The sequence below is a fragment of the Candidatus Brocadiaceae bacterium genome, from assembly GCA_012728835.1.
Lineage (GTDB): Bacteria > Planctomycetota > Brocadiia > SM23-32 > SM23-32 > JAAYEJ01.
Window position 1 is genome coordinate 101,358 of sequence record JAAYEJ010000012.1, and the last position, 23,908, is coordinate 125,265.

General features: G+C 69.8%; 24 protein-coding genes. 15 read left to right on the plus strand and 9 right to left on the minus strand.

All coding sequences use genetic code 11. The features are described 5' to 3' along the window. The first annotated feature begins 69 nt into the window (after window positions 1-69). The 3 genes from GXY85_02085 to GXY85_02095 all read left to right on the plus strand — a co-directional run bounded on the left by GXY85_02085 (window position 70) and on the right by GXY85_02095 (window position 1,626). Window positions 70-732, plus strand: coding sequence for a peroxiredoxin (locus GXY85_02085; protein NLW49620.1), 663 nt, complete (start codon window positions 70-72; stop codon window positions 730-732). A gap of 46 nt (window positions 733-778) precedes the next feature. Beyond that, window positions 779-1,273, plus strand: a complete 495-nt coding sequence (locus GXY85_02090) for a ferritin (GenBank protein ID NLW49621.1) — start codon at window positions 779-781, stop codon at window positions 1,271-1,273. 149 nt (window positions 1,274-1,422) lie between these two features. Continuing rightward, the gene (locus tag GXY85_02095; protein NLW49622.1) at window positions 1,423-1,626 is read left to right on the plus strand and encodes a cytosolic protein; all 204 of its coding nucleotides are present in this window, start codon (window positions 1,423-1,425) and stop codon (window positions 1,624-1,626) included. Window positions 1,627-1,636: 10 nt separating this feature from the next. On the opposite strand, the gene GXY85_02100 is transcribed toward GXY85_02095, so the two are convergent. Beyond that, on the minus strand, window positions 1,637-3,010 hold the full coding sequence (locus GXY85_02100) for a sulfatase-like hydrolase/transferase (GenBank protein NLW49623.1): 1,374 nt from the start codon (window positions 3,008-3,010) through the stop codon (window positions 1,637-1,639). Between the two features lie 70 nt (window positions 3,011-3,080). Continuing rightward, complete coding sequence (locus GXY85_02105) at window positions 3,081-4,715, minus strand: phospholipid carrier-dependent glycosyltransferase (protein ID NLW49624.1); 1,635 nt, start codon at window positions 4,713-4,715, stop codon at window positions 3,081-3,083. Window positions 4,716-4,942: 227 nt separating this feature from the next. Here GXY85_02105 and GXY85_02110 point away from each other — a divergent pair, with 227 nt between their 5' ends. Together GXY85_02110 and GXY85_02115 are read left to right on the plus strand one after the other, a co-directional pair. Next, on the plus strand, window positions 4,943-5,830 hold the full coding sequence (locus GXY85_02110; protein NLW49625.1) for a protein kinase: 888 nt from the start codon (window positions 4,943-4,945) through the stop codon (window positions 5,828-5,830). A gap of 53 nt (window positions 5,831-5,883) precedes the next feature. Beyond that, a complete protein-coding gene (locus GXY85_02115; protein NLW49626.1) occupies window positions 5,884-6,660 on the plus strand; it encodes a serine/threonine-protein phosphatase in 777 nt (258 codons plus the stop codon). 9 nt (window positions 6,661-6,669) lie between these two features. Here the strand turns inward: GXY85_02115 and GXY85_02120 are convergent, their stop codons facing one another. The 3 genes from GXY85_02120 to GXY85_02130 all read right to left on the minus strand — a co-directional run bounded on the left by GXY85_02120 (window position 6,670) and on the right by GXY85_02130 (window position 9,105). Further along, entirely contained in the window at window positions 6,670-7,869 is a 1,200-nt protein-coding gene (locus GXY85_02120; protein ID NLW49627.1) for a hypothetical protein, read from the minus strand. 103 nt (window positions 7,870-7,972) lie between these two features. Beyond that, window positions 7,973-8,410 carry a DUF454 domain-containing protein gene (locus tag GXY85_02125; protein ID NLW49628.1) on the minus strand — a complete coding sequence of 146 codons (438 nt, stop codon included), beginning with the start codon at window positions 8,408-8,410 and terminating at the stop codon, window positions 7,973-7,975. 41 nt (window positions 8,411-8,451) lie between these two features. Continuing rightward, window positions 8,452-9,105 (minus strand): LysE family transporter, encoded by a 654-nt coding sequence (locus tag GXY85_02130; GenBank protein ID NLW49629.1) that lies wholly within the window; start codon window positions 9,103-9,105, stop codon window positions 8,452-8,454. 291 nt (window positions 9,106-9,396) lie between these two features. On the opposite strand from GXY85_02130, the gene hisA reads away from it, so the two are divergent. The 6 genes from hisA to ligA all read left to right on the plus strand — a co-directional run bounded on the left by hisA (window position 9,397) and on the right by ligA (window position 16,171). After that, window positions 9,397-10,185, plus strand: a complete 789-nt coding sequence (gene hisA, locus GXY85_02135; GenBank protein ID NLW49630.1) for a 1-(5-phosphoribosyl)-5-[(5-phosphoribosylamino)methylideneamino]imidazole-4-carboxamide isomerase — start codon at window positions 9,397-9,399, stop codon at window positions 10,183-10,185. Then, window positions 10,185-12,218, plus strand: a complete 2,034-nt coding sequence (locus GXY85_02140) for an elongation factor G (GenBank protein NLW49631.1) — start codon at window positions 10,185-10,187, stop codon at window positions 12,216-12,218. The genes hisA and GXY85_02140 overlap by 1 nt, the downstream gene beginning before the upstream one ends. Window positions 12,219-12,269: 51 nt before the next feature. Next, a complete protein-coding gene (purE, locus tag GXY85_02145) occupies window positions 12,270-12,791 on the plus strand; it encodes a 5-(carboxyamino)imidazole ribonucleotide mutase (protein ID NLW49632.1) in 522 nt (173 codons plus the stop codon). Between the two features lie 93 nt (window positions 12,792-12,884). Further along, the gene (locus tag GXY85_02150) at window positions 12,885-13,388 is read left to right on the plus strand and encodes a nitroreductase (GenBank protein ID NLW49633.1); all 504 of its coding nucleotides are present in this window, start codon (window positions 12,885-12,887) and stop codon (window positions 13,386-13,388) included. Continuing rightward, entirely contained in the window at window positions 13,385-14,107 is a 723-nt protein-coding gene (locus tag GXY85_02155; GenBank protein NLW49634.1) for a hypothetical protein, read from the plus strand. The genes GXY85_02150 and GXY85_02155 overlap by 4 nt, the downstream gene beginning before the upstream one ends. A gap of 30 nt (window positions 14,108-14,137) precedes the next feature. Next, window positions 14,138-16,171 carry an NAD-dependent DNA ligase LigA gene (gene ligA, locus GXY85_02160; protein NLW49635.1) on the plus strand — a complete coding sequence of 678 codons (2,034 nt, stop codon included), beginning with the start codon at window positions 14,138-14,140 and terminating at the stop codon, window positions 16,169-16,171. A gap of 2 nt (window positions 16,172-16,173) precedes the next feature. On the opposite strand, the gene GXY85_02165 is transcribed toward ligA, so the two are convergent. After that, window positions 16,174-16,878 (minus strand): N-acetylmuramoyl-L-alanine amidase, encoded by a 705-nt coding sequence (locus tag GXY85_02165; GenBank protein NLW49636.1) that lies wholly within the window; start codon window positions 16,876-16,878, stop codon window positions 16,174-16,176. Window positions 16,879-16,898: 20 nt separating this feature from the next. Continuing rightward, entirely contained in the window at window positions 16,899-17,348 is a 450-nt protein-coding gene (locus GXY85_02170) for a D-tyrosyl-tRNA(Tyr) deacylase (GenBank protein NLW49637.1), read from the minus strand. A 151-nt stretch (window positions 17,349-17,499) separates the two neighbouring features. On the opposite strand from GXY85_02170, the gene GXY85_02175 reads away from it, so the two are divergent. Next, window positions 17,500-18,906, plus strand: coding sequence for a sigma-54-dependent Fis family transcriptional regulator (locus GXY85_02175; protein NLW49638.1), 1,407 nt, complete (start codon window positions 17,500-17,502; stop codon window positions 18,904-18,906). On the opposite strand, the gene GXY85_02180 is transcribed toward GXY85_02175, so the two are convergent. Next, entirely contained in the window at window positions 18,893-20,386 is a 1,494-nt protein-coding gene (locus GXY85_02180) for a D-aminoacylase (protein ID NLW49639.1), read from the minus strand. The genes GXY85_02175 and GXY85_02180 overlap by 14 nt on opposite strands. 31 nt (window positions 20,387-20,417) lie before the next feature. Then, window positions 20,418-21,218, minus strand: coding sequence for a creatininase family protein (locus tag GXY85_02185; GenBank protein NLW49640.1), 801 nt, complete (start codon window positions 21,216-21,218; stop codon window positions 20,418-20,420). 160 nt (window positions 21,219-21,378) lie between these two features. On the opposite strand from GXY85_02185, the gene GXY85_02190 reads away from it, so the two are divergent. The 3 genes from GXY85_02190 to GXY85_02200 all read left to right on the plus strand — a co-directional run bounded on the left by GXY85_02190 (window position 21,379) and on the right by GXY85_02200 (window position 23,862). Then, window positions 21,379-22,752, plus strand: coding sequence for an aspartate aminotransferase family protein (locus tag GXY85_02190; GenBank protein NLW49641.1), 1,374 nt, complete (start codon window positions 21,379-21,381; stop codon window positions 22,750-22,752). A 164-nt stretch (window positions 22,753-22,916) separates the two neighbouring features. After that, on the plus strand, window positions 22,917-23,465 hold the full coding sequence (locus GXY85_02195) for a hypothetical protein (GenBank protein NLW49642.1): 549 nt from the start codon (window positions 22,917-22,919) through the stop codon (window positions 23,463-23,465). 79 nt (window positions 23,466-23,544) lie between these two features. Further along, window positions 23,545-23,862, plus strand: coding sequence for a winged helix-turn-helix transcriptional regulator (locus GXY85_02200; protein NLW49643.1), 318 nt, complete (start codon window positions 23,545-23,547; stop codon window positions 23,860-23,862). Window positions 23,863-23,908 lie beyond the last annotated feature (46 nt).

Below are 23,908 nucleotides of genomic sequence, written 5' to 3' on the forward strand. Positions count from 1 at the left end.
GGCACGGAGGCGCACGTAGAGGAGGAGAGGGAGGATCAGAGAATGTGTTGTGACGAAACGCAGGGCGGGCTGCCGCTGATCGGGGAGAAGGCGCCGGCGTTCACCGCCGAGACCACGCAGGGGACGATCCAGTTCCCGAAGGACTACGAGGGCAAGTGGGTGATCCTGTTCTCGCATCCGGCCGACTTCACACCCGTCTGCACGACGGAGTTCATGACGTTCGCCAGCATGGAGGAGGAGTTCAAGGCGCTCAACTGCGCGCTGATCGGCCTCTCGATCGACAGCACGCACAGCCACATCGCCTGGCTGCGCACGATCAAGGAGCGGATCGAGTACAAGGGGATGAAGAACGTCGAGGTCAACTTCCCCGTCATCAGTGACCTGAAGATGGAAGTGGCCAAGGCCTACGGGATGCTGCAGCCGGGCGCCAGCGATACCGAGGCCGTCCGCGCCGTCTTCATCATGGACCCCGAGGCCAAGGTCAGGGCCATCCTCTACTACCCGCTCTCGAACGGCCGCAACATGCAGGAGATCAAGCGGCTGGTGCTCGCCATGCAGCACTCGGACAAGTACAAGATCGCCACGCCGGCCAACTGGCAGCCGGGCGACGACGTGATCGTGCCGCCCCCGGGGTCGTGTGGCGCGGCCAAGGAGCGGGTCGAGAAGGCGGGGGCCGACTACACGTGTCTCGACTGGTTCATGTGCCTGAAGAAGTGTCCGCATGGCAAGTGACCGAGGCGTCTGACCGACCAAACCCCGACGTGGAAGGAGTGGCTCCATGATTGGCCAGCAAGTGACGGATGCGCTGAACCTGCAGATGAACCGCGAGTTCTTCAACGCGCGGCTCTACCTGGCGATGGCTGCCTACTTCGAGTCCCTCAGCCTGGAAGGCGCTGCGCACTGGATGCAGCTCCAGTCCGAAGAGGAAACCGGACACGCGATGCGGATCTACGACCATCTGCGGGAGCGTGGCGCGCGCATTCGCCTGACCGGAGTCGAGGCGCCTCCGGTGGAGTGGGAGAGCCCGCTGGCAGCCTTCGAGGCCGCCTATGAGCACGAGTGCAAGGTCACCGGGGAGTTCGACGAGCACGTGGCCCTGGCCACGGCCGAGAAGGACAACGCGACCCTCATCTTCCTGCAGTGGTTCGTGACCGAGCAGGTGGAGGAGGAGGCGTCCGTCGACTCCGTCGTCCAGAAGCTGCGGATGGCCAAGGAGTCGCCCGGCGCTCTGTTCGCCATCGACCGGATGCTCGGTCAGCGCGGCGCCGAGTAGCCGCCGCTTCCGGATCACCCGTCTCGACACGGCCGACGCGGGGCCCGACCGTTCGCGGCCGGGCCCCCTCGGCCTTGCCGCGCCGGCGGGCGGCCTCTACAATGGGGCGGGCGCCTTGCGGGCCCACGTCCAACCAGGGAGGTCGAGCCGTGGAGTGCAAGAAGGCGGAGAACCTGAATCGCTGCAACTGCAGCTACCCCGGCTGCTCGCGCAAGGGTGCGTGCTGCGACTGCCTGCGCTACCACCTGGCGATGCGTGAACTTCCGGCCTGCTGCTTCCCGGCCGACGCCGAGGCGACCTACGACCGCAGCTTCGAGCATTTCGCCGGGCTGGTGAACGGCGGCGCGGTGTAGCCGTCGCTTTTCAGTAGTGGCCCGTGCGCGGCGGGTACTGGTTCTCGACGTCAAACGAGCGTCGGATCAGCTCGGCACGCATCTCGGCCAGGACGTCGGCATAGCCGGCGTCGCCGGCAACGTCGCGGAGTTCATGGCGGTCGGTCCGCAGGTCGTAGAGCCGCTCCCCCGCGTGGCTGCCCACGCAGTACTTGAAGTCGGCCGTGCGCACGGTCTTCCACGAATCGCGGAACGGCACGCGATGCTCGATGTAGGCCGAGCGGCGCGGCTCGTAGTCCTCTCCCTCCAGCAGCGGCCGGAACGAGCGGCCCTGTGCAAACGGCGGCACCTGAACCGCGCAGCACTCCAGGATCGTGGGCAGCAGGTCCACGGCCTCGATGAGGTGACGGTGCGTGGCGCCCTCCGGCAGGTGTCCGGGCCAGGAGACGATCAGCGGCACGTGCGCGCAACTGTCCAGGCCCGGCGCGCCCTTGCCGACCGTGCCGTGATCGCCCAGGTGGTCGCCGTGGTCCGAGGTGAAGATCACCAGGGTATCCTCGCGCAGGCCGGCCTCGTCCAGGGCGGTCAGGATGCGGCCGGCCTGGTCGTCCACGTGGCTGACCAGCGCGTAGTAGTGAGCGCGGATGCGGAGCCATTCGGCTTCGGACAGGTCGAAGCGGTCCTCGCCCGGGTTCATGGCCGGCGCGGGCAGTTCGGCGGGATCGTACATCTCAACGAAGCGCGCGGGCGGGTTCAGCGGGCAGTGGGGCGCGAAGAAGCCGGCGATGGCGAAGAACGCCTCGTCCCGATGCCGCCGGACGAAGTCGGCCGTCTCCTCGGCCGTGAAGGCCGAGTGCGTCATGTCCTCCGGGCCCTCGAAGACGTAGGGCACGACGGGGCTGCGCACCTTCTCGACCGGCCTGCCGGTCCACGCCGGCGGCGTGCCGCAGCGGCAGTTCTCCACCTGGTCCGGGTCGCGCCGGCGCACCCACTGGACGTAGGCGTCTTCGTAACAGCCCGGTTCGTCGGACAGGATGAGCGTGTCGAGCCCGTACGTGGGGTGCGGTGTGCGGTGATCGCGGTTGGAGTGGTTCCGGAAGTGCAGCTTCCCGAAGTTGGCGGCACGGTAGCCGTACGGCCTCAGGATGTCCCAGACCGTGGGAATGCCGGGCGGCATCTCGATGCCGTTGCACGTGCAGCCGACCGTGGACGGGTAGCGTCCGCTGAGCATGCTCTGGCGGCTGGGCATGGAGACGGGCGCGTTGCAGAAGGCGTTCTCGAACAGCACGCCGCGGCCGGCCAGGGCGTCGAGGTTCGGAGTCCGCATGTGGGGGTAGCCGGCGGCGGCGATCGTGTCCCACCGCTGCTGGTCCGTGTAGAGGAGCAGAACGTTCGGACGTCGCATGGCTCGTCTCCGGTGTGCTGTGAGGTGCCGCCTCGCAGCCTGCGTACAATAGCGTGCCGGCCGCCTTCCCTCAAGAGGCGGGGGGCATCTCGGGGCTTTCGTCCCCCGTCCGTCCGCTCGATGTCGTCGTGCCCCCGGAGGACGGCGGGGCCGGTGCGGCGGCGTCCGGGGCTCGCGGGAGCGCCTCCCGGTGCAGGCGCAGGACCTCCAGGCGGCCGAAGCGTGCCACGGGCTCGAACACGTCCGGCCGGGCCCGCATCAGGTGCGGCAGGTGCTCCCACCCGGCATCCTTGTCCGGATCCCGGACGACCAGTGTGACGTCCGTGCGACCAAGGAACCCGAGGGGGTCTCGTTCCCAGCCCGGACCAGCCCGCCGGGTCCGCACTCTCGAGAAGTAATGGACCGTCTCATGCTCGCGGGCGAAGACGACGTCCCGGGCCGTCGCGTTGTCCCTCAGCCAGGCGGTCAGGGCGAAGTAGTCGGGGAGCCGCCCGTCCTCGATCCGCTCGTAGAACCCGGGCGCGCGTGCTTCATAGACGAGCTTGCTGATGCGGGTGAGGTTCGTTCCCACCGCGAGGGCCAGCAGCACGTGCCCGACGACGGCCGCACGCCGGGGCGACAAAGCGGGCCGGTGGTGCTGCACAACGGCGGCCGCACTGTGCATGCCGAGCACCAGCCAGTAGATCAGGACGGGCAGCGCCGGCAGCAGGAAGCGCCGCCCGGGCGCCGCCAGGCAGATCGTCGCCAGGTAGACGACGCCGTAGGTGCAGGCCAGACGTTCGCCGCGCCGCAGGGCCGTTGCCAGCCCCATCGCCATCGCGACCGCCATCAGAAGCCCCAGGCTCCATCCGACATCGAGCCCCAGGACGGCGTCGGGCAGAGCGTCGACGATCCGCGGGGCCCGCACGGCCATCCCCAGGACGGTCTCGCGGAGCGTGTGGCGCTCGATGAACACGTCGAAGTAAGTGAAGCTGTTCGGTTCGCGGACCATGGCAGTGCGGACGTTCCAGGCGAACCCCGCCGCGAGGACCGGGACCAGGATCATCAGGGTGCGGCCGGCGGCGAGACGGCCGCGTCGGACGCCCGGGGTCAGCCAGACCGCCGACACCAGCGCGATCGGCAGCACCGGCCCCACGGGCCGGATGAAGCAGGCGGCGGCGGCCGTCACGGAGGCCGCCGCACACCACAGCCAGGCGGTGCGTCCCGGACTGCGCAGCATGATCGTCCCGCAAAGCAGCGTGATCAGGGCGAAGACGGTGAACGGTACGTCGGACATGATGTGCGACGAGTAGTAGTAGAGCGTGCGCGAGAATCCGAAGAGCAGCGTGCACACGGCGGCCTGCCGGGCGTTCAGCGGCAGCTCCCGGTAGAGCGCCCAGGCGGCGGCGACGGCGCCGAGTCCGAGCAGCGACAGCAGGGCATTCATCGCCAGGAAGCTCTGGCCGGCGGCCATGTAGACCGGCGCCAGCATGGCGGGGAACCCGGGCCAGACCAGTGTATGCGGACGACCGTTGAAGCGGTAGGTCCCGTCCTCGGCCAGCGAGCGGGCCAGTGCCATGTAGCGGGCGCTGTCGCGCTGGAAGCGCCAGTGGCCGTTGAGGCCGGCGGCGTACAGCAGGCCCAGCACGCCCAGGAGGAGGACGATCCTGCGCCGGCCGGCGGAGGGGTGGGTCGGGCCGCTCGTCGGTACGCTGGCTTCCGGCATGGAGGCTCTCTGTTTGAGGTTGGCAAACCGGCCCCCTCTTATAGGCGGACGCCGCCGCCGCGTCAACCGTTCGCGTCGTTGACGGCGCGCGAGACGGTCTGCGAAATGAACTTCACACCTTCCCTCGCCTTGTGTATAATACGGCCCTGCGCCGGCGGTGCCGGTACGGAGGCGCGCCCCTGGCGCGGGGTCTTCGGTGCGTCCACGACCTGATGCGGAGATGGGCTTTGGGCGAATCCACGCCAGACAACTCGGGGCCCTGGCGGCCCGACCTGCTGTTGGGCAGTCGCTTCCGGCTGGGCAGGTGTGTCCGGCATTCCGGCACGTGTGATCTGTGGCAGGCGCAGGACGTGTTCCGGCAGACGCCGCAGCTCCTGCTGCGTCCGAGCCTGGCGGCGATGAAGCGCGGCAACTGGCTCACGTGGTTCGAGGAGTTCTGTGCGCAGACCTTCAGCGTCCCTCCGCACAGGAACCTCCTGGTGGCCGAGCGGATGACCGGCGACGGCGATCTGCCGTTCATGGTGATGGAGGGCGCCGTCGGCCGGTGCTGGGACCACATGATCGAGGACGGCAGCATCACCACCCTGCCGGCGATGCTCGGCATTGCGATCCAGACGGCCGCCGGGCTGGCGTGGCTGCACGGGCAAGACCGCCTGCACTACAACTTCAAGCCCGCCAGCGTGCTGATCTGCGAGTCCGGGCTCGTGAAGGTATGGAAGTTCGGCGAGCGCAGTGCCATGACCAAGGCCTATGCCGCCCCCGAGCAGATGGCGGGCAGGCAGTTGACCGAGGCGTGCGACGTCTGGTGCTGGGCAACCAGCGTGCTGCACATGTTCATGGGGAAGGTCGCATGGCGTTCGGGGCCCATGGCGCCGGCCGCCCTGCAGCGTTACCGGAGCGACGGCCCCGCACGGTCCGGCATCGCTCTGATGCCGGGGACACTGATGGAAACGTTGGAGATGTGTCTGGTCGAGGACCCCCTCGAGCGCAGCATCCGCATGGAAGAGGTCCGGGAGATGGCCGAGGGTGTGTATGAACTCGCCATCGGGCGCGGCTACACTCCGCCGCCCCCTCCGCAGAAGAACGCCGCATCCGGCACCGGAGACCGGGGGTGAGGCGCCCGGGGCGCGCCTGAGGCCTGCCGCAGTGCACAGGGGAATATCTCGCTTTGGCGCCTGACAGAGACAGCGGCCGCAGCCGCGGCGCACGGCTCGACGCGTGCTGGGTCAGCGACCGCGGCTGGACGCGGGAGAACAACGAGGACGCGTTCCTCGTGCGGCCCGAGGACGGTCTTCTGATCGTCTCGGACGGGATGGGCGGCGAGCAGGCCGGCGAGGTGGCCGCCGCGCGCGTCGTCGAATGGCTGCCCCAACTGCTGGCCGAGCGCGTTCCCCCGGGCGAGAGGCCCGACGGCGACGTGCACGCCGAGATGCGCGAGGCCGTCGTCGTCCTGAGCCGTCGCGTCTTCGAAGCGGCCGCCGCGCTCAACGGCGTGCGCCGGATGGGTGCCACCGTCACGGCCGCCCTGCTCCGCGACGGCCATGCGCACGTCGTGCACATGGGGGACAGCCGGGCCTACCTGTTCCGCAACGGCGAACTGATGCGTCTGACCCGCGATCACTCCCTGGTGGGCATGCTCGTGGAAAGCGAGGTGCTGACGCCCAGCCAGGCGGCCCGCCACCCCATGCGCGGCCGCCTGGAGCGCTACGTGGGCATGCGGGAGACCGCCAAGCCCGACGTCACCTCGGTCGTCCTGAGGGAGGGCGACGAACTGCTGCTCTGCACCGACGGCCTGACCGACGTTCTCTCCGACGAACGCATCCGGGGCATACTGCGCCGGGCCGGCGACGTGGCCACGGCCTGCTGGGGCCTGATGGACGACGCGGAGGGCGCCGGGCGGCGCGACAACGTGACGATCGTCATGGCCCGCTGGCGGCCCGCCTGACGGCGGCCGTCAGCCGACGACCTGCCGGAAGACCCTCAGGTAGTTCTCTCCCCAGAACTTCCGGATGTCGGCCTCCGAGTAGCCCCGCTGCATGAGGCCCTCGGTGATCTTCGGCAGTTCGGCCGGGCTCAGGAGCATGTTCAGGTAGCCGTCCGAGCCCCAGCCGACGTAGTCCGGGCCGACCAGGTCGACCGCGTGGTCCACGTGATCGAGCCAGCGCTGGAAGCGCGGGTCGCTGACGTTCCAGCCCGTGCCGTCTCCGTACTGGCGGCCCGGGCCCACGAAGAGGGTCATCAGCCCCATCAGGCCCCCCCGGGCGGCCAGCGCCTCGATCTGCTCGTCGGTCAGGTTGCGGGGGTGGCCGCAGATGGCCCGGCAGTTCGAATGCGAGCAGATCACGGGCGCCGTGGAGACCTCCAGGACGTCCCAGAAGCCCTCGTCGCTCGTGTGCGACAGGTCGATGACCATGCCCAGTCGGTTCATCTCGCGCACCACCGCCTCTCCGAAGGGCGTGAGGCCGCCTTTTGCGCGCGCCTGCACCCAACTGTCCACGCAGAGGTTGCGGCTGAAGCGGGCCATGAGCATCTGCCGGTAGCCGAGCCGGTAGAGGATCCCGAGCATCTCCAGCGAATCGCCGATCATCTGCACGCAGTTGGCGTCCAGCAGCAGGCCCACCTTGCCCTCGGCGTGCGCGCGGACGATGTCCTCCGCCCGTTCGATCAGAACGAGGTCGTCGATCGCCTCGACCTCGCGCACGGCGATCTCATACAGGATCAGCGCGTTGAGCAGGCCGGGGCGGTTCGGAAACTGCAGCGTGTAGTGGTCGTAGGCGTCCGGCGGGTAGGCGAACCGGGCCCAGTCCTCCGGCCACTCGCCCTCGCGGTCGAACTCCCGGGCAAGGTCCACGGAGAGCTGGTACTCGCCCGAACGCTCGAACATGCCCGCTGAGGCGGAGCCGTCCAGCATGCTCTGGCCGAAGACGTTCAGCCCGCCCTCCCTGACCGCCGCCAGGTCGAAACGGCGGTAGCCGGCGGCGCCCGCGCTCCCGCCCATCCGGGCGAACCAGCCGGGCCGGTTCGCCAGGCCCCCCTTGCGGAGCGACTTGAGGATCGACTCGTGCAGGAAGCTGGTCGTGTAGATGTCCACAACCAGGGCGTTCTGCGTCAGGGCGATCGCCTCGTCCCGAACCTCCGACAGCGCGTCTGCCATGATGGGCCTCCACGGGCTTTGCACAGGGGGCTCGATGTCGCCTCAGCGAATGCCGTTGCCTCATTTCCATTCTACAGCCCGGACGCAGCAAAAACAGTGCCGATTACGCCGGCGGTGCCGGCCGTTCGCCCGGCCCCGGGCCGGCCGCACCGCCGGCCTGTGTGGCGGGCGGCGCCGTCTTGAGGCCGACCACGTGGATCGTCACGCAGAGGCCGATCACCGCCAGAAGCAGGCGGAGCCAGAGTGCCCCGACGACGACCATCGAGTAGCCGAGCGTCAGCCAGAGCAGCGTCACCACCACCATCTTGGCCCGTCGGGTGACGGCGCGGTGTTCCCTGTAGTTCCGGATGTAGCTGCCGAACCACCGGTGGCGTATGAGCCACCGGTAGAGCCGGTCCGAGCTGCGCACGAAGCACGCCGCGGCCAGCAGGAGGAAGGGCGTCGTCGGCAGCACGGGCAGAACGACGCCGACGGCGCCCAGCGCCACGGCGGTGCAGCCGGCGGCGACCAGAAGCCACTTGCGTGCTCCGGAGGCAGGCATCTTGGGGGGGTTCCTTCCTGTGCGGGTATCTGCGGGCCGGCTCACGTGCCGCCCAGGAAGCCGTACCCGCGCACGGCGAAGAAGACGCCGAAGGCCGCCATGAGCAGCCCGCACGCACCGACCAGCCGGCGGTAACCGCGGTCCGACAGCAGCCGTCGGCCGCGGTGCATGCTCTCCGAGACGGCGCTGTACCAGACCAGGTCGGCCAGGACGTGGCCCGTGTAGAACACGGCATAGCCGGCCGGGCCGGCCGGGGCGGCCTGGGCCAGGAAGCTCAGCCCCACGGTGGCCCACCAGAGCGGGAAGTAGGGGTTCGAGAGGGACGTGAGCGCGCCGGCAGCCGCGATCCGGCCCAGCTCGATGCGGCCGCCGTCCGGGTCGTCGTCCGCGTTCGACGGCAGGGACGCCCGCCGGGCCGTCCACGCCATGCTCACCCCCATGGCCAGCAGCGTCGTGCCGCCGGCCAGGCCGACGACTGCCACGAACAGGTCCGCCTTCAGGAGGCCGCCCAGGCCCAGCACGACCCCGACCACCAGGGGGAGTTCGACGATCATGTGGCCGAGGGTCACGGCCGGACCGACCCACCGGCCCCGGCGGGCGCTCCAGCGCACGGTCGCAAACAGCACGGGGCCGGGGGCGACGGCGCCGGTGAATCCCGTGCCGAAGGCCAGCGCGAAGAGTGCGGGCAGAGCCACGATGTACACCTCCGACTCAAGGGGGACGGCCGACTGCCGGGCCCATTCTACGGCACGTAGGGCCGGCGTGCGACGACACGACGGCCGGGGCGGCCGCAGGGGGGGCTTTCCCTTTGACAGTCCGAATGGGCGCTTCTATAATGACTTGCGTCTGCCCGTCACGCTCCGCAGACGGCGGGGAAGGCAGGAACCGGCGCATCCCCCGGCCGCCTCCTCGCACCGGGCGGCACCGCATCCGCGGCGTCCGGTGCGTGCAGGCGCCATTCTCGCGAGACCGAGTCACGACTGCAAATGCTGGTCTATCCGGCCGTTGACATCGCCAGAGGCAAGTGCGTCCGTCTGCTTCAGGGTCGGCCGTCGGACGCCACCGTGTATTACGACAGCCCCCTGGAGGCCGCCCGGAAGTGGCAGGGATCGGGCGCCCGCGTCCTTCACGTGGTGGACCTGGACGGCGCCCTGGGCAGCCCCGGGGCCGGCTGGGACGCCGTGCGGGAGATCCTGCACGGCATTTCCCTGCCCGTGCAGGTGGCAGGGGGCCTGCGCACCACCGAGGCCGTCGAGCGGGTGCTCGAGGCCGGCGCGGCGCGTGCCGTCGTGGGCACGCGGGCCGTGCGCGACCCGGCCTGGGCCGCCCGGCTGTGCGGGCGCCTCCCCGGCCGCGTCGTCATCGCCGTGGAAGCGCGCGAAGGGCACGTGGCCGTCGAAGGATGGCAGGAGGTCGTCGGGGAGGACCCCCTGGACCTGGCCCGCCGGCTCGCCGAGGCGGCCCCGGCCGCGTTCCTGTATACGGACGTCAGTCGTGACGGCATGCTGACCCACCCGAACTTCCAGGGGGTCGAGGCCCTTCGCAAGGCGGTCGACGTGCCGATCATCGCCTCGGGCGGCGTGGCCTCCACGCACGACATCCGCATGCTGGGCGCCTGCGGCGCCGACGCCGTCATCGTGGGCAAGGCATTCTACGAGGAGCACATGTCCATGGCCGACGCCCTGGCGGCAGCCTCTCGCTACCCTTCGCGTCTCCCGGCGGCGCCCGATGCGGCGGCGAACTCCGGAGCAGACAGCCAGACTGGAGACCTCTGATGGCCCCGCGAACACCTTCGAACATCCTGAACGTTGCCGTGCTCGGACATGGAGGCGTGGGCAAGACGACCTTCGTGGACCACTTCCTGCACGTGGCCGGGGTCGCCAAGCGCGCCGGGGATGTCGACGCCGGCAGTTCGCTGAGCGACTACGAAGTCGAAGAACAGGAACGGAAGTTCTCCATCAACAGCGTGATCTTCCAGTTCGAGTTCGAGGGCCGTGCCTTCAACCTCATCGACACACCCGGCTACCCGGACTTCGTCGGGGCCGCCGTCTCCGTGCTGCCCGTGGTCGAGACGGCCGTCATTTGCGTCAGCGCCCGCGAAGGCATCCAGCTCAACACGCGCAACATGTGGGCGGCCGCCGAACGCGAAGGGCTCGCCCGCGTGATCCTCCTGACGCGCATCGACGGCGACAACGTCAACCTGTCCAAGGCGCTGGACGAGATCCAGACGACGTTCGGCAACCAGTGCCGCCCCGTCTTCCTGCCCATCGGAACCGGGCAGGGCGTCAAGGGCGTGGTGAACGTTCTGGAGACCGAGGAGGCGCCCGCCGGCGTCGAGGGCGACTTCGACGCGGCCCGCGAGGCGGCCCTGGAGAGCGTCATCGAGAGCAACGACGAGCTGATGGAGCGCTACTTCGAGGGCGAGACGATCGACCCGGCCGAGATCGCCGCCACGCTGCGCCGGGCCGTGGCGTCCGGTGCCCTGGTGCCCATCCTCTGCTGTGCGGCCCGCGCCGACGTCGGCGTGCGCGAGACCGGGCATTTCCTGGCCGCCTGTGCGCCGGCCCCGGCCGACATGGCACCGCGCAGCGCCCTCGGTGCGGACGCTCAGGAGGTGCCCCTGCCGGCCGACCCCGACGGTGCGTTCTGCGCGCGCGTCTTCCGCGCCACCACGGACGTCCACGTCGGAAAGGTCGCCTGCTTCCGCGTTTACAGCGGCAGCCTCCGTGGGGACCTGACCGTGCATCTGGCCCGCACGGGCAAGCCCGAACGGCTCGGCCACATCTACCTGCCCAAGGGCGAGGGGCATGAGGAGACCGACTATGCCGTCCCCGGCGACCTGCTCTGCGTGACCAAGGTCGAGGAGCTGCGCCTGGACGACACGCTCTGCGGGGAGACCCGTCTGAGCGTCCGGCCGACGGCGTTCCCGGCGCCCATGATGCCGCTGGCCATCGGGACGCAGAGTCGCGACGACGACCAGAAGGTGGCCCAGGGCCTCCAGAGCCTGGCCGAGGGCGATCCGACCTTCACCGTCGGGCGCGGCCAGGGCGCCGAACTGGTGATCACGGGCATGAGCATTCTGCACGTGGATGTCATGCTGAGCCGGCTGAAGCGCCGCTACGGGGTGGCCGTCGAGACCCACGAGCCGGCCATTGCCTATCGCGAGACGGTCACACGTGCGGCCGAGGGCAAGCACCGCCACAAGAAGCAGACGGGCGGACGCGGGCAGTTCGGCGAGGTCTACCTGCGCGTGGAGCCGAACGAACGCGGGGCCGGCTTCGAGTTCCTGGATGAGGTCGTCGGCGGCGTCATCCCGCGCCAGTACATCCCCGCCATCGAGAAGGGCATCCGCGAGGTCCTCGAGAGGGGCATCCTGGCGGGCTGCCCGATTGTCGACGTCAAGGCCGCCGTGCACGACGGATCGTACCACACGGTGGACTCCTCGGAAGCGGCGTTCAAGATCGCCGGCGGGCGCGCGTTCCAGGCGGCCTTCGAGCAGGCGAAGCCCGTCCTCCTGGAGCCGATGGCGCTGATCGAGGTGACCATCCCCTCGCAGTACATGGGCGACGTCACCGGCAACCTGACCGGCCACCGGGGCCGCATCCTCGGCATGGACCAGGTCGGCAGCCTGCAGGTCGTCAAGGCCGAGATCCCGCGGGCCGAGGTCACCCGCTACAGCACCGAGCTGAAGAGCATGACGGGCGGCGAAGGCAGCTTCACCCTGGAGTTCTCGCACTACGCCGTCGTGCCCGCGAACGTTCAGCAGGAGATCATCGCCCGCCACCAGAAGGCCAGGGAAGAGGAGTAGCCGGCGCGCCGGCAACCTGAGCCGGGCACTCCGTCAAGAAAGAGACGCCCCATGACCGACGCCCCCCGCGTCGCACTGGTGATGGGCAGCGAGTCCGACCTGCCCGTGGTGGAGGCCGCCGTCGAGGTGCTCGAGCAGTTCGGCGTGCCGTTCGAGATGCGCGTGCTCAGCGCCCATCGCTCGCCCCGCGCGGTGGAGGAATACGCGCGAAAGGCGCCCGGCCGCGGCGTTCAGGTGCTGATCGCGGCCGCCGGCGGGGCGGCCCACCTGGCCGGCGTCCTGGCCGCGGCCACCGTCATCCCGGTGATCGGTGTCCCGATCCCGACCGACCGCATGGGCGGCATGGACAGCCTGCTGTCCACCGTGCAGATGCCCGCCGGCGTGCCGGTGGCCACCGTGGGACTGGGCAGGTCCGGCGCGGCCAACGCGGGCATCCTGGCCGTGCAGATCCTCGCCGGCGGCGATCCGGCGCTGCGCGAAGCCCTCGTCCGCCACAAGGACGCGCTGGCCGAACGCGTCCGCAACCAGGACGAACGCATCCGCACCTGGTGCAAGGACCGCCGGAACGGCTGAAGCCGCCCGGAACTCGCTCCGGACGGCTCGCCGGCTTGCAAACCCGAGGCCCGGGGACAATAATGTACCCGGACATCCAGAAGGGGGGAGACCATGGACTTCCACGATGTGCTCAGACGGCGCCGGAGCGTGCGCGCCTACCGCGCGGACCCCGTGGACGAGGAGACGCTGGGGCGTGTCCTGGAGGCGGCTCGGATCGCCCCGAGCGCGGCCAACCGCCAGCCGTGGCGCTTCCTGGTCATCCGGGAGGCCGAGTTGCGCACGCGGCTTCTGGACGCCTACTCGCAGCCGTGGTTCGCCGAGGCGCCGATCGTCATCTGCGCCTGCGCGCGGCCCGCAGAGGCCTGGCAGAGGAGCGACGGGAAGAACTACAGCGACGTGGACGTCAGCATCGCCATGGAGCACCTGATCCTGGCCGCCGCCGCCGAGGGTCTGGGCACGTGCTGGATCGGCGCGTTCAAGCCCGACCGGCTGCGCCAGGTGCTGGGACTGCCGGACGACCTGGAGCCGGTGGCGCTGACGCCGTTGGGGTACCCCGCCGAGGAGCCGGCACAGCGGCCCCGCAAGCCGCTGCAGGAGATCGTCGAGTTCCGATGAGCCGATACAAGCCCCTCAACCTGCTCAACAACAAGGACTTCTGGCCCGAGAAGGCGGCCATCGTGGACGCCATCAAGGAAGTCCTGACCATCGGCAAATGCAGGATGCCCCTGCCGATCAGCGACTTCGGCCGCTTCCGCGATCCTCAATGGCGCAACGAAGACAACGAACTGGTCCCATACCAGAGCGTCGACTGGTACGTCTATGACGCCCTGAACCGCGAGCGCATGCAGGTGGACGTCCAGCAGGTGCTGCACTCGTTCGCCGTCGAGCCCTGGCGCCGCGAGCGGGCGCTGGGCGATCACTACGACCTGTGCGTCATGGACGAGGACATGTTCGACTCCCGCCGGCCGCCGGACGCCCCGGACGCCGGATACGTCGTCGGCCGCGCCCAGCCGCTCACCGCAGCCGTCATCAGCACCTACCGGCTCGAGCACATCTGGGGCATGCCGTACAGCTACCTGAAGACGGAGGTCATGCGCCAGCTCTGCTTCATGTTCGGCGTGCCCGACCCCGCGCGGGACGACGTGACCGTGGTCGCCGACACGGCGTACTGCACGAACACCTGCATCCTGCGCCCGGCCTTCGTGGCCCCCGACGATTGGGGGACGCTGACCGAGGACCGCCTGGCCTGCGGCGCGCTCTGCGAAGGGTGTACGGAGGGACTGCGACGGTTCTTCCGCCAGGCTGCCCGGGAGCGGCACGCGCGGCGCCGCTGACAGGCGTCCGTCCGTCGTGGAGAGACCGCCATGGCGTCCACCGAGGAAACCGGCGAGCGCATCGAGGAGCTCCGCCGGGCCATCCGCCGTCATAACCGGCTCTACTACGTGGAGTTACAGCCCGAGATCTCGGACCGTGAGTTCGACGCCCTCCTGGACGAACTGCGGCGCCTCGAGGCCGAACACCCCCGGTTCGCCACCCCCGACAGCCCGACCCGCCGGGTCGGCGGCGAGCCGATCGAGCAGTTCGCCGCCGCCGAGCATCTCTCCCCGATGCTCAGCATCGACAACACCTACAACGAGGCGGAGGTCCGCGACTTCGACCGGCGCGTGCGCGAACTCCTCGGCCCGGACGAGGCCCCGGCCTACGTCGTGGAGCCGAAGGTCGACGGCGTTGCCATGAACCTGATCTACCGCGACGGCATCCTGGACCAGGCCATCACCCGGGGCGACGGCGTCCGCGGCGACGACGTGACGCAGAACGCCCGCACCCTCCAGGGGCTCCCCCTGCGGCTGCACGACCCGGAGGGGCGCATCGACCCCCTGCTGGAGGGCAGCGTGATCGAGGTCCGCGGCGAGGCGTACATGGCCTTCGCCGACTTCCGCCGCGCGAACGAGGATCGGGCGGCCGGCGGGGAGCCGCCCTTCGCCAACCCCCGCAACGCCACCGCCGGATCCCTGAAGCTCCTGGACAGCCGCCTGACGGCCGCGCGCCGCCTGCGCGTCGTCCTCTACGAGATCGGGCGCAGCGAGGGCGTGGACGTGCCCGACTCGCACTGGGAGCGCCTGCGCTGGCTGGCCGACCACGGCTGTCCCACCAACCCGCGCGTCGCCCGCTGCGCCGACGTCGACGAGGTGCTGCGCCGGTGTGCCGCGTGGGAGGGCCGCCTCCGCGAACTGGAGTATCCCGTCGACGGCCTGGTCGTCAAGGTAGACAGCCTGGCGCAGCGAGGGCGGCTCGGGCGCACCTCCAAGGCGCCGCGCTGGATGATCGCCTACAAGTTCGCGGCCGAACAACAGGTGACGCGGCTGCTGGACGTGCGCGTGCAGGTGGGCAAGAGCGGCCAGCTCACGCCCGTGGCCGTGCTGGAGCCCGTCCGCCTCTCCGGCTCCACCGTGAGCCGGGCCTCGCTGCACAACTTCGACGAGGTGGTCCGCAAGGACCTGCGCATCGGCGACCTGGTCCTGGTCGAGAAGGCCGGCGAGATCATCCCGCAGGTCGTGCGGCCGCTGGCCGAGCGCCGGTCCGGCGACGAGAGGCCCGTTCCGCGCCCGACGGAGTGTCCGTCCTGCGGCGGGCCGGTGACGGCGAGCGTCGCGCTCTCCTGCGACAACCCCGCCTGCCCGGCCCAGCGCGAGGAGCGCATCATCCACTTCGCGAGCCGCGACGCCATGGACATCGAGGGCCTGGGCGAGGCGCTCGTGCGCCAGCTCGTCGCCGCCGGGCTTCTGCGCGACTGCGCGGACATCTACGTGCTCGATGAGGCCGCGGTGGCCGGCATGGATCGGATGGGCCGGACGTCCGCCCGCAACCTGATCGGGGCCATCGAGGCCGGCAAACGGCGGGACCTCTCCCGACTGCTGCGCGGCCTGGGCATCCCGCACGTGGGCGCCCACCTTGCCGACGTGCTGGCCGAGCACTACCACGACCTCGACGCGCTCGCGGCGGTCGATGAGCGGGCGCTCATGGCGGTGCCGGGCGTGGGACCGACGGTGGCCGGGGCCGTGGTCGGGTTCTTCGGGCGCGAGTCGACTCGGGACCTCCTGGCCCGGCTCCGGTCGGCCGGCGTCAACATGAGGTCCCGGGCGCCGGAGCGAACGGCGCAACGCCGGCCGGTCGCTGGCCTGAGCTTCGTGCTGACCGGCTCGCTGGAGCACGGGACGCGCGAGGAGGTTGCCGCGCGGATCGAGGCGGCCGGCGGGCGCGTGACCGGAAGCGTCAGCAAGAAGACCGACTACCTGGTGGTGGGCGCCGATCCGGGGACCAAGCGGGACAAGGCGCGCGCCCTGGGCATCCGCGAGCTGTCCGAGCGCGAACTGGACGATCTGCTGGGGCGGGCGTGAGGTCAGTGATCGAGGCGGGAAAGGAACTCATACCAGGGGAAGTTGCGGCCCGGGCACTCGGTGGACGCGTCGGGCACGTGACGGTGCCCCAGCACGTTGCACGTGGGGATCCCGCAGCGGGTCTGCAGGTAGTTGACCAGGCCCACCAGGGCCTCCATCTGCCGCGCGGTCGGGTGGTCGTGCTGGAGGTTGCCCACCAGGCAGATGCCGATGCCGTACTGGTTGTACTCGTTGCCGGCGCTGGCGGCGTGCGCGCCCGTGATCTGGCTCTCCCAGCGGAAGGTCACCTCCACCTTGCCGTCGGCGCTGCCCGAGCCGTTGCCGATCACGAAGTCGTAGCCCACGCCCTGCCACTTGCGCTGGGTCCTGTGGTGGTGGTCGAAGATCGCCCGGTTGCCCGAATCCGTCGCGCTGTGGTGGATGACGATGTACCTCCAGTCCCGCCGCAGCGGCACGTCCAGCCGCCCCTGCAGCAGCGGCGGGCGGCGCAGCACGCTGCCGAGTTCGTAGGCGAGTGCGGCGGCGTCCGTGGCCAGGCGGCGGGCGGGCGGTTCCGGGACGGCGACGGGGGCGGGCTCCTCCACGGGGACCCATTCGGAGGCGTCATCGAGCGAGGCCGGCGCGGGCCTGCCCTTCGATCCGGCCGTGACGCAGCCACACAGAAGGGCCAGCACGGTGCAGACGGCAATCAACTGCAGATGCCTCATCCCCGTCTCCCCTGGCGCGTTCAGAACACCTTCCCGGAATCCAGCAGCACCGTGACCGGCCCGTCGTTCACAAGCGCCACCTCCATGTGTGCGCCGAAGACTCCCCGGCGCACCGGCAGGCCCTGCTCCTCCAGCGTCCGGGCGGTCAGCTCGTAGAGTGCCTCTGCCCTGGAGGGCTCCGCCGCACCGGTGAACGATGGTCGCCGCCCCTTGCGGCAGTCGCCGTAGAGGGTGAACTGGGAGACCAGGAGCACGCTTCCGCCGCAGTCGCGGACGGACAGGTTCATCTGGCCCTCCGCGTCGGAGAAGACGCGCAGGCCGGCCATCTTGCCGGCCATGTACTGCGCATCGGCCTCTTCGTCGTCCGCGCCCACCCCCAGCAGCACGGCCAGTCCCGGCCCGATGCGGGCCACGGCGCGGCCGTCCACCCGGACGCTCGCCTCGGAAACCCGTTGTACGACGGCCCTCATGGCACGATCCCGTCCGTGCGTGCCGACCGGCCCTTGCGACGGCCGGCACCTCGCTTACAATGAACCCGGATTATAGGAATCGGCCTCCCCCCAATGCAAGGCGGCGCCGCCGGCCGCTGCCCGGGGGGGGTACGTGTACACGGAGGACACCATGAGTGCGAAGGGCACTGTGCTCATCGTCGACGACAAGGACAGCATGCTCAAGATGCTGTCCACGATGCTGGGGGATGAATGGGATGTTGAGACCTTCCGTTCCGCCTCGGTCGCGCTGGAGCGGGCTCGGCGCGACCCGGTGGACCTGATCCTGACCGACATCCGCATGCCCGACATGGACGGGATGCGCCTGCTGCAGACGATCAAGCGCGAGGCGCCGAACACGGAGGTCATCCTCATGACGGCCTACGCGACCGTCTCCCAGGCCGTCGACGCCGTCAAGGCGGGGGCGTACAACTACCTGACGAAGCCGTTCGAGCCGGAGGAGCTGAAGATCGCGTTGGAGAAGGCCCTTGAGCGGAAGCAACTGCGCGAAGAGACCGAGATTCTCAAGGAGCAGGTCGAACTCCGGTACGGATTCGGGAGCATCATCGGGGACAGCCCCGCGATGCGGCACGTGTTCGAACTGGCGCGCAAGGCGGCCGACTCCGACACGACCGTGCTGCTGATGGGCGAGAGCGGCACGGGCAAGGAGCGCTTCGCGCGCGCCATCCACCTCGCCAGCAGTCGTCGCAACCGGCGGTTCGTGGCCATCAACTGCGGAGCCATGCCCAAGGACCTGATCGAGAGCGAGCTGTTCGGCCACGTACGGGGGGCCTTCAGCGGCGCGACGAAGGACAAGCGCGGCCTGTTCATGGAGGCCCACGGCGGCACGCTCCTGCTCGACGAGATCAGCGAACTCGTGCCCGACCTGCAGGTCAAGATCAACCGGGCGCTGCAGGAGCGCGAGATCCGCCGCGTCGGCGACACCGCCGACCTGCCCGTCGACGTGCGGGTGATCGCGTGTACGAACCGGGACCTGCAGGCGGCGATGGAGGCCGGCGAGTTCCGGGAGGACCTGTTCTACCGCCTCAACGTCTTCCCGCTGGAACTGCCGCCTCTCCGCCGGCGCCGCGAGGACATCCCCGCCCTGGTGAACCACTTCCTGCGCGTGTTCGCTGCCGAGCACGCCCCCGAGTACGAGATCGACCCCGACGCGCTGGACCTGTTGGCCAACTACCGCTGGCCGGGCAACGTGCGGGAACTGCAGAACGCCGTCCAACGCGCCGTCGTGCTGTGCGAGGACCGGCGGATCACCCGCTCGCTCTTCCCGTTCCTGGACCTGGCGCCGGGCGATTCGTCCATGGAAATCCCCACCGTGGCGGCCCTGTCGTACCGCGACGCCATGGACCGGGCGAGCGCCAGCTTCCAGCGGCAGTACCTGGTCGAGGTGCTCAAACGGGCCGGCGGCAACGTGACGCGGGCCGCCGAACACGCGGGCATCGAACGCGAGAGCTTCCACCGCCTGCTGCGCAAGTGCGGCGTCCAGGCCGACGACGTCCGACGGGATCTCAGCGGCAACTGACGCCCCGCACCACCTGGCCCGCGCGCGTCCGCGCGATGCGCCCGTCCCGCAGGGCCACGTGCCCGTTGACGATGACCGTCCGCAGCCCGTCGGCCGGTTGATGCGGGTCCTCGTAGGTCGTCCGGTCGGCGATCGTCTCGGGGTCGAACATCACGAGGTCGGCCTTCGCGCCCACGGCGATCAAGCCCCGATCCCGGATGCCGAACTTGCGGGCCGGCAGCGAGGTCATCTTCCGCACCGCCTCCGGCAGGCTGAGCAGCTTCCGCTCCCGCACGTACTCCCGCAGGATCCGAGGAAACGTGCCGAAGTTGCGCGGGTGCGCCACCGGTTCGTCGTCCCCGACGACGTGCCCGTCGGTGGCGATCATCGAGAGCTCGTGCGCAACGACCTTCCGGACGTCCGCCGGGCGCAGTGCGTGGAACATGGCCGACGGATCGCCCTCGACAACCAGGTCCATGGCCGTATCGGCAGCGCTCCGCCCGCGGGCCTTCGCGACCTGGGCCAGCGTCTTGCCCTCCAGCGAACGGTCGGGCTCAAACGTGCAGAGGACGACCTTGCCGGGGCCGCCGATCCAGGCGATCTTGCCGGCCACCTCGTCGCGGATCCTGCGCCGGAAGGCGGCATCCTGGAGGCGCTCCTTCAGCTTGCCGTCCTGCGAGACCCACGGCGGGATCGCGACGGCCGCCAGCCCGGTGTTCGTCGCCCCGTAGGGATGGATGTCGAACGTGATGTCCACGCCGTCGCGCCGGCGGCTCTCGATGGCCTCGATGACGCGGTCCATGCGGTCCGGCCGGGTGCGGCCGCGGCGGTGGAGGACCTTCAGGTGGGATATCTCCACGGGCAGGCGCGCCCGCCGGCCGATCTCGGCGGCCTCGGCGACGGCCTCGAACACCTGGCCGCCGGCGCTGCGCTTGTGGCTGGCGTAGACGCCTCCGGCGGCGGCGACCACCTTCGAGACCTCCACCAGTTCGTCCAGCTCCGCGTAGGACCCCGGCACGTAGAACAACCCGGTGGACATGCCGAGCGCGCCGTCGGCCATCGCCTGCTCGACGAGCCGGCACATGGCGAGGAGTTCCTTGCGCGTCGGCCGGCGGCCCGCCATGCCCATCGCGTTTTCACGGACGGTTCCATGGCCCACAAGCGTGGCGTAGTTGATGGCCGGCCCGGCGGCCTCGATCTCCCGGAGCCGTGCGGCGACCGGCAGGGCCGACCCGCCGCAATTGCCCGAGACGACCGTCGTGATGCCTTGCTGCAGGAAGTTGGCTGCCGCCGGTTGACCCACGATGCCGTCCGCGTGGGTGTGTACGTCCACGAAGCCGGGGCAGAGCGCCAGGCCGGCCGCGCGCAACGTCTTCCGGGCCTTCGCCTTCGGCCCGCCGATGCACGCGATGCGATCGCCCCGGATCCCGACCGATGCCCGGTACCACGGACTGCCGGTGCCGTCATAAATGGCCGCGTCTTCAATCAGCAGGTCGAGCATTCCATGCCTCCTGGGGCCGCTGGGGTGGAGATCAATGGTGATCTTCGCGGGGGCGGATCGGACGTTCGCGGAACTCCCGGATCAGCTTCGCCAGCTCCTCCGCGGCCGCCCGGTAGAGCACCTCGCCCTTCTCGGCCGAGCCCAGCGTCGGATCGCCCAGCACGCCCGTGGAGCTGAACGTGCTCCACCATTCCATCATGCCGATGCGGCCGCCGTCCTGGACGTCCTGCCACCAGAACTCGGACGGCAGCATGTTGTTCTCCGGCGCGGCCAGTTGCCGGCGCACACCCTCCGGGCGCAGGTAGAGGTACATGGACGTCTCGATCTCGTCCGCGTGCGCCACCCAGCCGCGGGGCGACTCGCGCACCTCGGCCAGCGTCTTCGCGGTGAGTTCGAAGTAGCTGAACGCGGCGCAGATGACCTCGTTGTCCATCGTCGCCTGGCGCGCGGCCACTTCGATGAGCGGACGGTTGGAGCCGTGGCCGTTGACGATCAGCACCTTGCGGAAGCCGTGATGCGCCACGCTGCGCACGATATCCAGCAGGAAGCGCACGTAATTGTCCCACGCAATGCCGATCGTGCCCGGGAAGTCGATGTGGTGCCAGTTGAACCCGTAGCTCAGGGGCGGCATGAGCAGCGTCTCGTCGGGTGCCAGGCGCGCCGCGCCTTCGCAGACGCACTGGCAGAGGTAGTTGTCGACGTCCAGCGGCAGGTGGGGGCCGTGCTGCTCCGTCGACCCGACGGGGAGCACGATCACGCGCCGCTGCGCGACGGCCCGCTTCATCTCGGGCCAGGTCAGCTTGTCGTAATAGTACGGGGCGGCGTCCGCCATGGCTGTCCCCTCGGAATGGAACCCCCGGGCCGCCGCCATCATACCGGAGGCCACTCGGTCTGACCAGAGCCGCGCCCCCTCGGCCTTTACACGCCGTCGATCCGCGCGTACACTCGCCCTCCGTTCCCGCCGGATTCCCTTCAGGACCGGAGAGTCGCCGATGGCCGGCAGAGCCTACGACCTGACGCCCAGAGACGTGCCGAAAGTGAACACGAAGTACCGCCGCATCCGGACGAAGATCCCCGTGCCGCAGTCCCTGGAGGTCCTGGAGGAACTCCGAAGGTACGAGCCGGTATCCATGACGGGCCAGCCGCCCGTCGTGTGGGATCGTGCCGAGGGCTGCCAGGTCTACGACCGCTGGGACAACATGTGGCTCGACTGGAGTTCGGGCGTGCTGGTGGCGAACGCCGGGCACGGCCGCCGGGAGATCTGCGACGCCATCGTCGAGCAGACCCGGCACCCCCTGCTGCACAACTACTGCTTCCCGAGCGCCGTGCGCGCCGACCTTGCCCGGCGGCTCGCGGACGTCAGCCCCGACGGACTCGATAAGGTCTTCCTGCTGACCACGGGTTCGGACGCCACCGAGTGCGCCGTCAAGCTGAGCCGCACGCACGGCCGGGCCGTCGGCGGCGACCGGAAGATCGGCATCGTCAGCTACATCGGCGCCTTCCACGGCCGCACCCTCGGCGCCCAGATGATCGGCGGAGTGCCGGACCTCAAGGAGTGGATCGTCAACCTCGACCCGTCCATGTGGCAGGTGCCGTTCCCGGACGGCTACTGGGAAGAGGACGGCTCCTTCGACCTGTTCCTGCGGAGCCTGGACGAGCAGGGCGTCACGCCCGACATGGTCGCCGGCGTCATCATGGAGAGCTACCAGGGCGCGGGCGCCAGCTTCGCCCCCGTCCGGTACGTGCAGGCCCTCGCCGAGTGGTGCAGGGAGCACGACGTGGTTCTGACCATGGACGAGGTGCAGGCGGGCTTCGGCCGTTCGGGCAGGATGTTCTCCTTCGAGCACTACGGCATCGTGCCGGACCTCATCTGCTGCGGCAAGGGCATCAGCAGCGGGCTGCCCCTGAGCGCCGTGATCGGCCGGCCCGCGCTGATGGACCAGTATCCGCCCGGCTCGATGACGAGCACGCACAGCGGCAATCCCGTCTGCTGCGCCGCCGCGCGCGCCAGCCTCGAAGTGATCCTGAATGACGACCTCGTCGGCAACGCCGCGCGCATGGGCGACGTGCTGCACGCCGGGCTCAACCAGCTGAAGGCGAAGTATCCGAAGATCATCGCCGACGTGCAGGGCAAGGGCCTGGTGGCGGGCGTCCACGTCGTCAAGGGCCCGAAGAAGCCGGATCACGATCTGGCCTTCGACGTCGTCTGCAAGTGCATGGAGAAGGGCCTGCTGATGTTCAGCCCCGTCGGCAAGTCCACGGTGAAGATCGCGCCGCCCCTCTGCGTCACCGAAGAGCAGGTGCGCGAGGGCGTGGCCACGCTGGCGGAGGCGTTCGCCGAGGCCATCGCCGCCCGCGAAGGGTAGGGGGCGAGCCGCAACATGGCGCACTGCAGTTGCGATTGACATTGACAGGCCCGTCCCTTTTGGTAGAATGGCCAAGAAGCCGGTGCGGGTCGGCACAACTCGAAGCCATGGCCCGTTCGGCATGGTATCCGGTGAACTCTGGGGGCTGTCGGAGGGCGAACGGGATGCGCACTCGGAAGGTGCTGGCCGCGGCGATGCTGGCCGTGGCTGTCGGAGGTCTGACAGGCTGCACCTATATGGGCAGCCGCGGGCGCGATGCCCTGGACATCTTCGACGTCGGCGTGCTGGTCTCGGACCACGTCCGCCCGGATTTTGCGGCGTTCATGACGTTCTGGAACATGTTCCCGATGGGCTACGCCCACGTCGACGGCAAACTGATCGGCGTCGGCGGCGGCCGGGCGGGCGTTCAGGATTTCCGGCACGTGCACAGTTGGGGCGTGGTGGCATGGGGGGCGGAACAGCATTCCGTGGGCGACCCGGGCGGCGACGTCGGCGCGCCGGCTCGCTACGACCAGGGGTTCTTCCGGCTGGCGCTCGGGGCGGAGAACCGGCCCGTGCGGGAGAGTTACTTCGAGTGTGACCGCACGTTCGTGCTGGGCTGGGTCGGCCTGCATCTCCGGGTCAAGCTGGACGATCTGGCCGATTTCGTGGCCGGCTGGTTCGGGGCGGACATCATGCATGACGACATCCGCGCCGGAGCCGAACAAAGCTGACGGCGGCTCCCAGCGCTGACGGAGGCCCGCCCCGAGAGACTCTGGACAGGGAGCCGGATATTTGGGACAATCGCCAAGTATGAAAGCCTGCGACCAGTTCACAGAACGGGCCGCCATCCTGAAGGCGCTGGCGCATCCGAGCCGGCTGATGATGGTGGACGAACTGTCTCGCGGCGAGCGCTGTGTCTGCGAGTTGACCGACCTGGTCGGAGCGGACATCTCGACCGTGTCCAAGCACCTGTCCTTGCTGAAAGACGCCGGCATCGTGGACTGCTCGCGCGACGGCGTGAAGGTCTTCTACCGCCTGCGGGTGCCCTGCGTGATCAACTTCTTCGCCTGCATCGAAGCCGTGTGCGAGGAGAACGCACGCTGCGGGTTACGGAACAGGGAGAGCTGAGGCGCCCCCTTTTTTGCGTCATTTATTGGCGAGACGGCCAAACAAA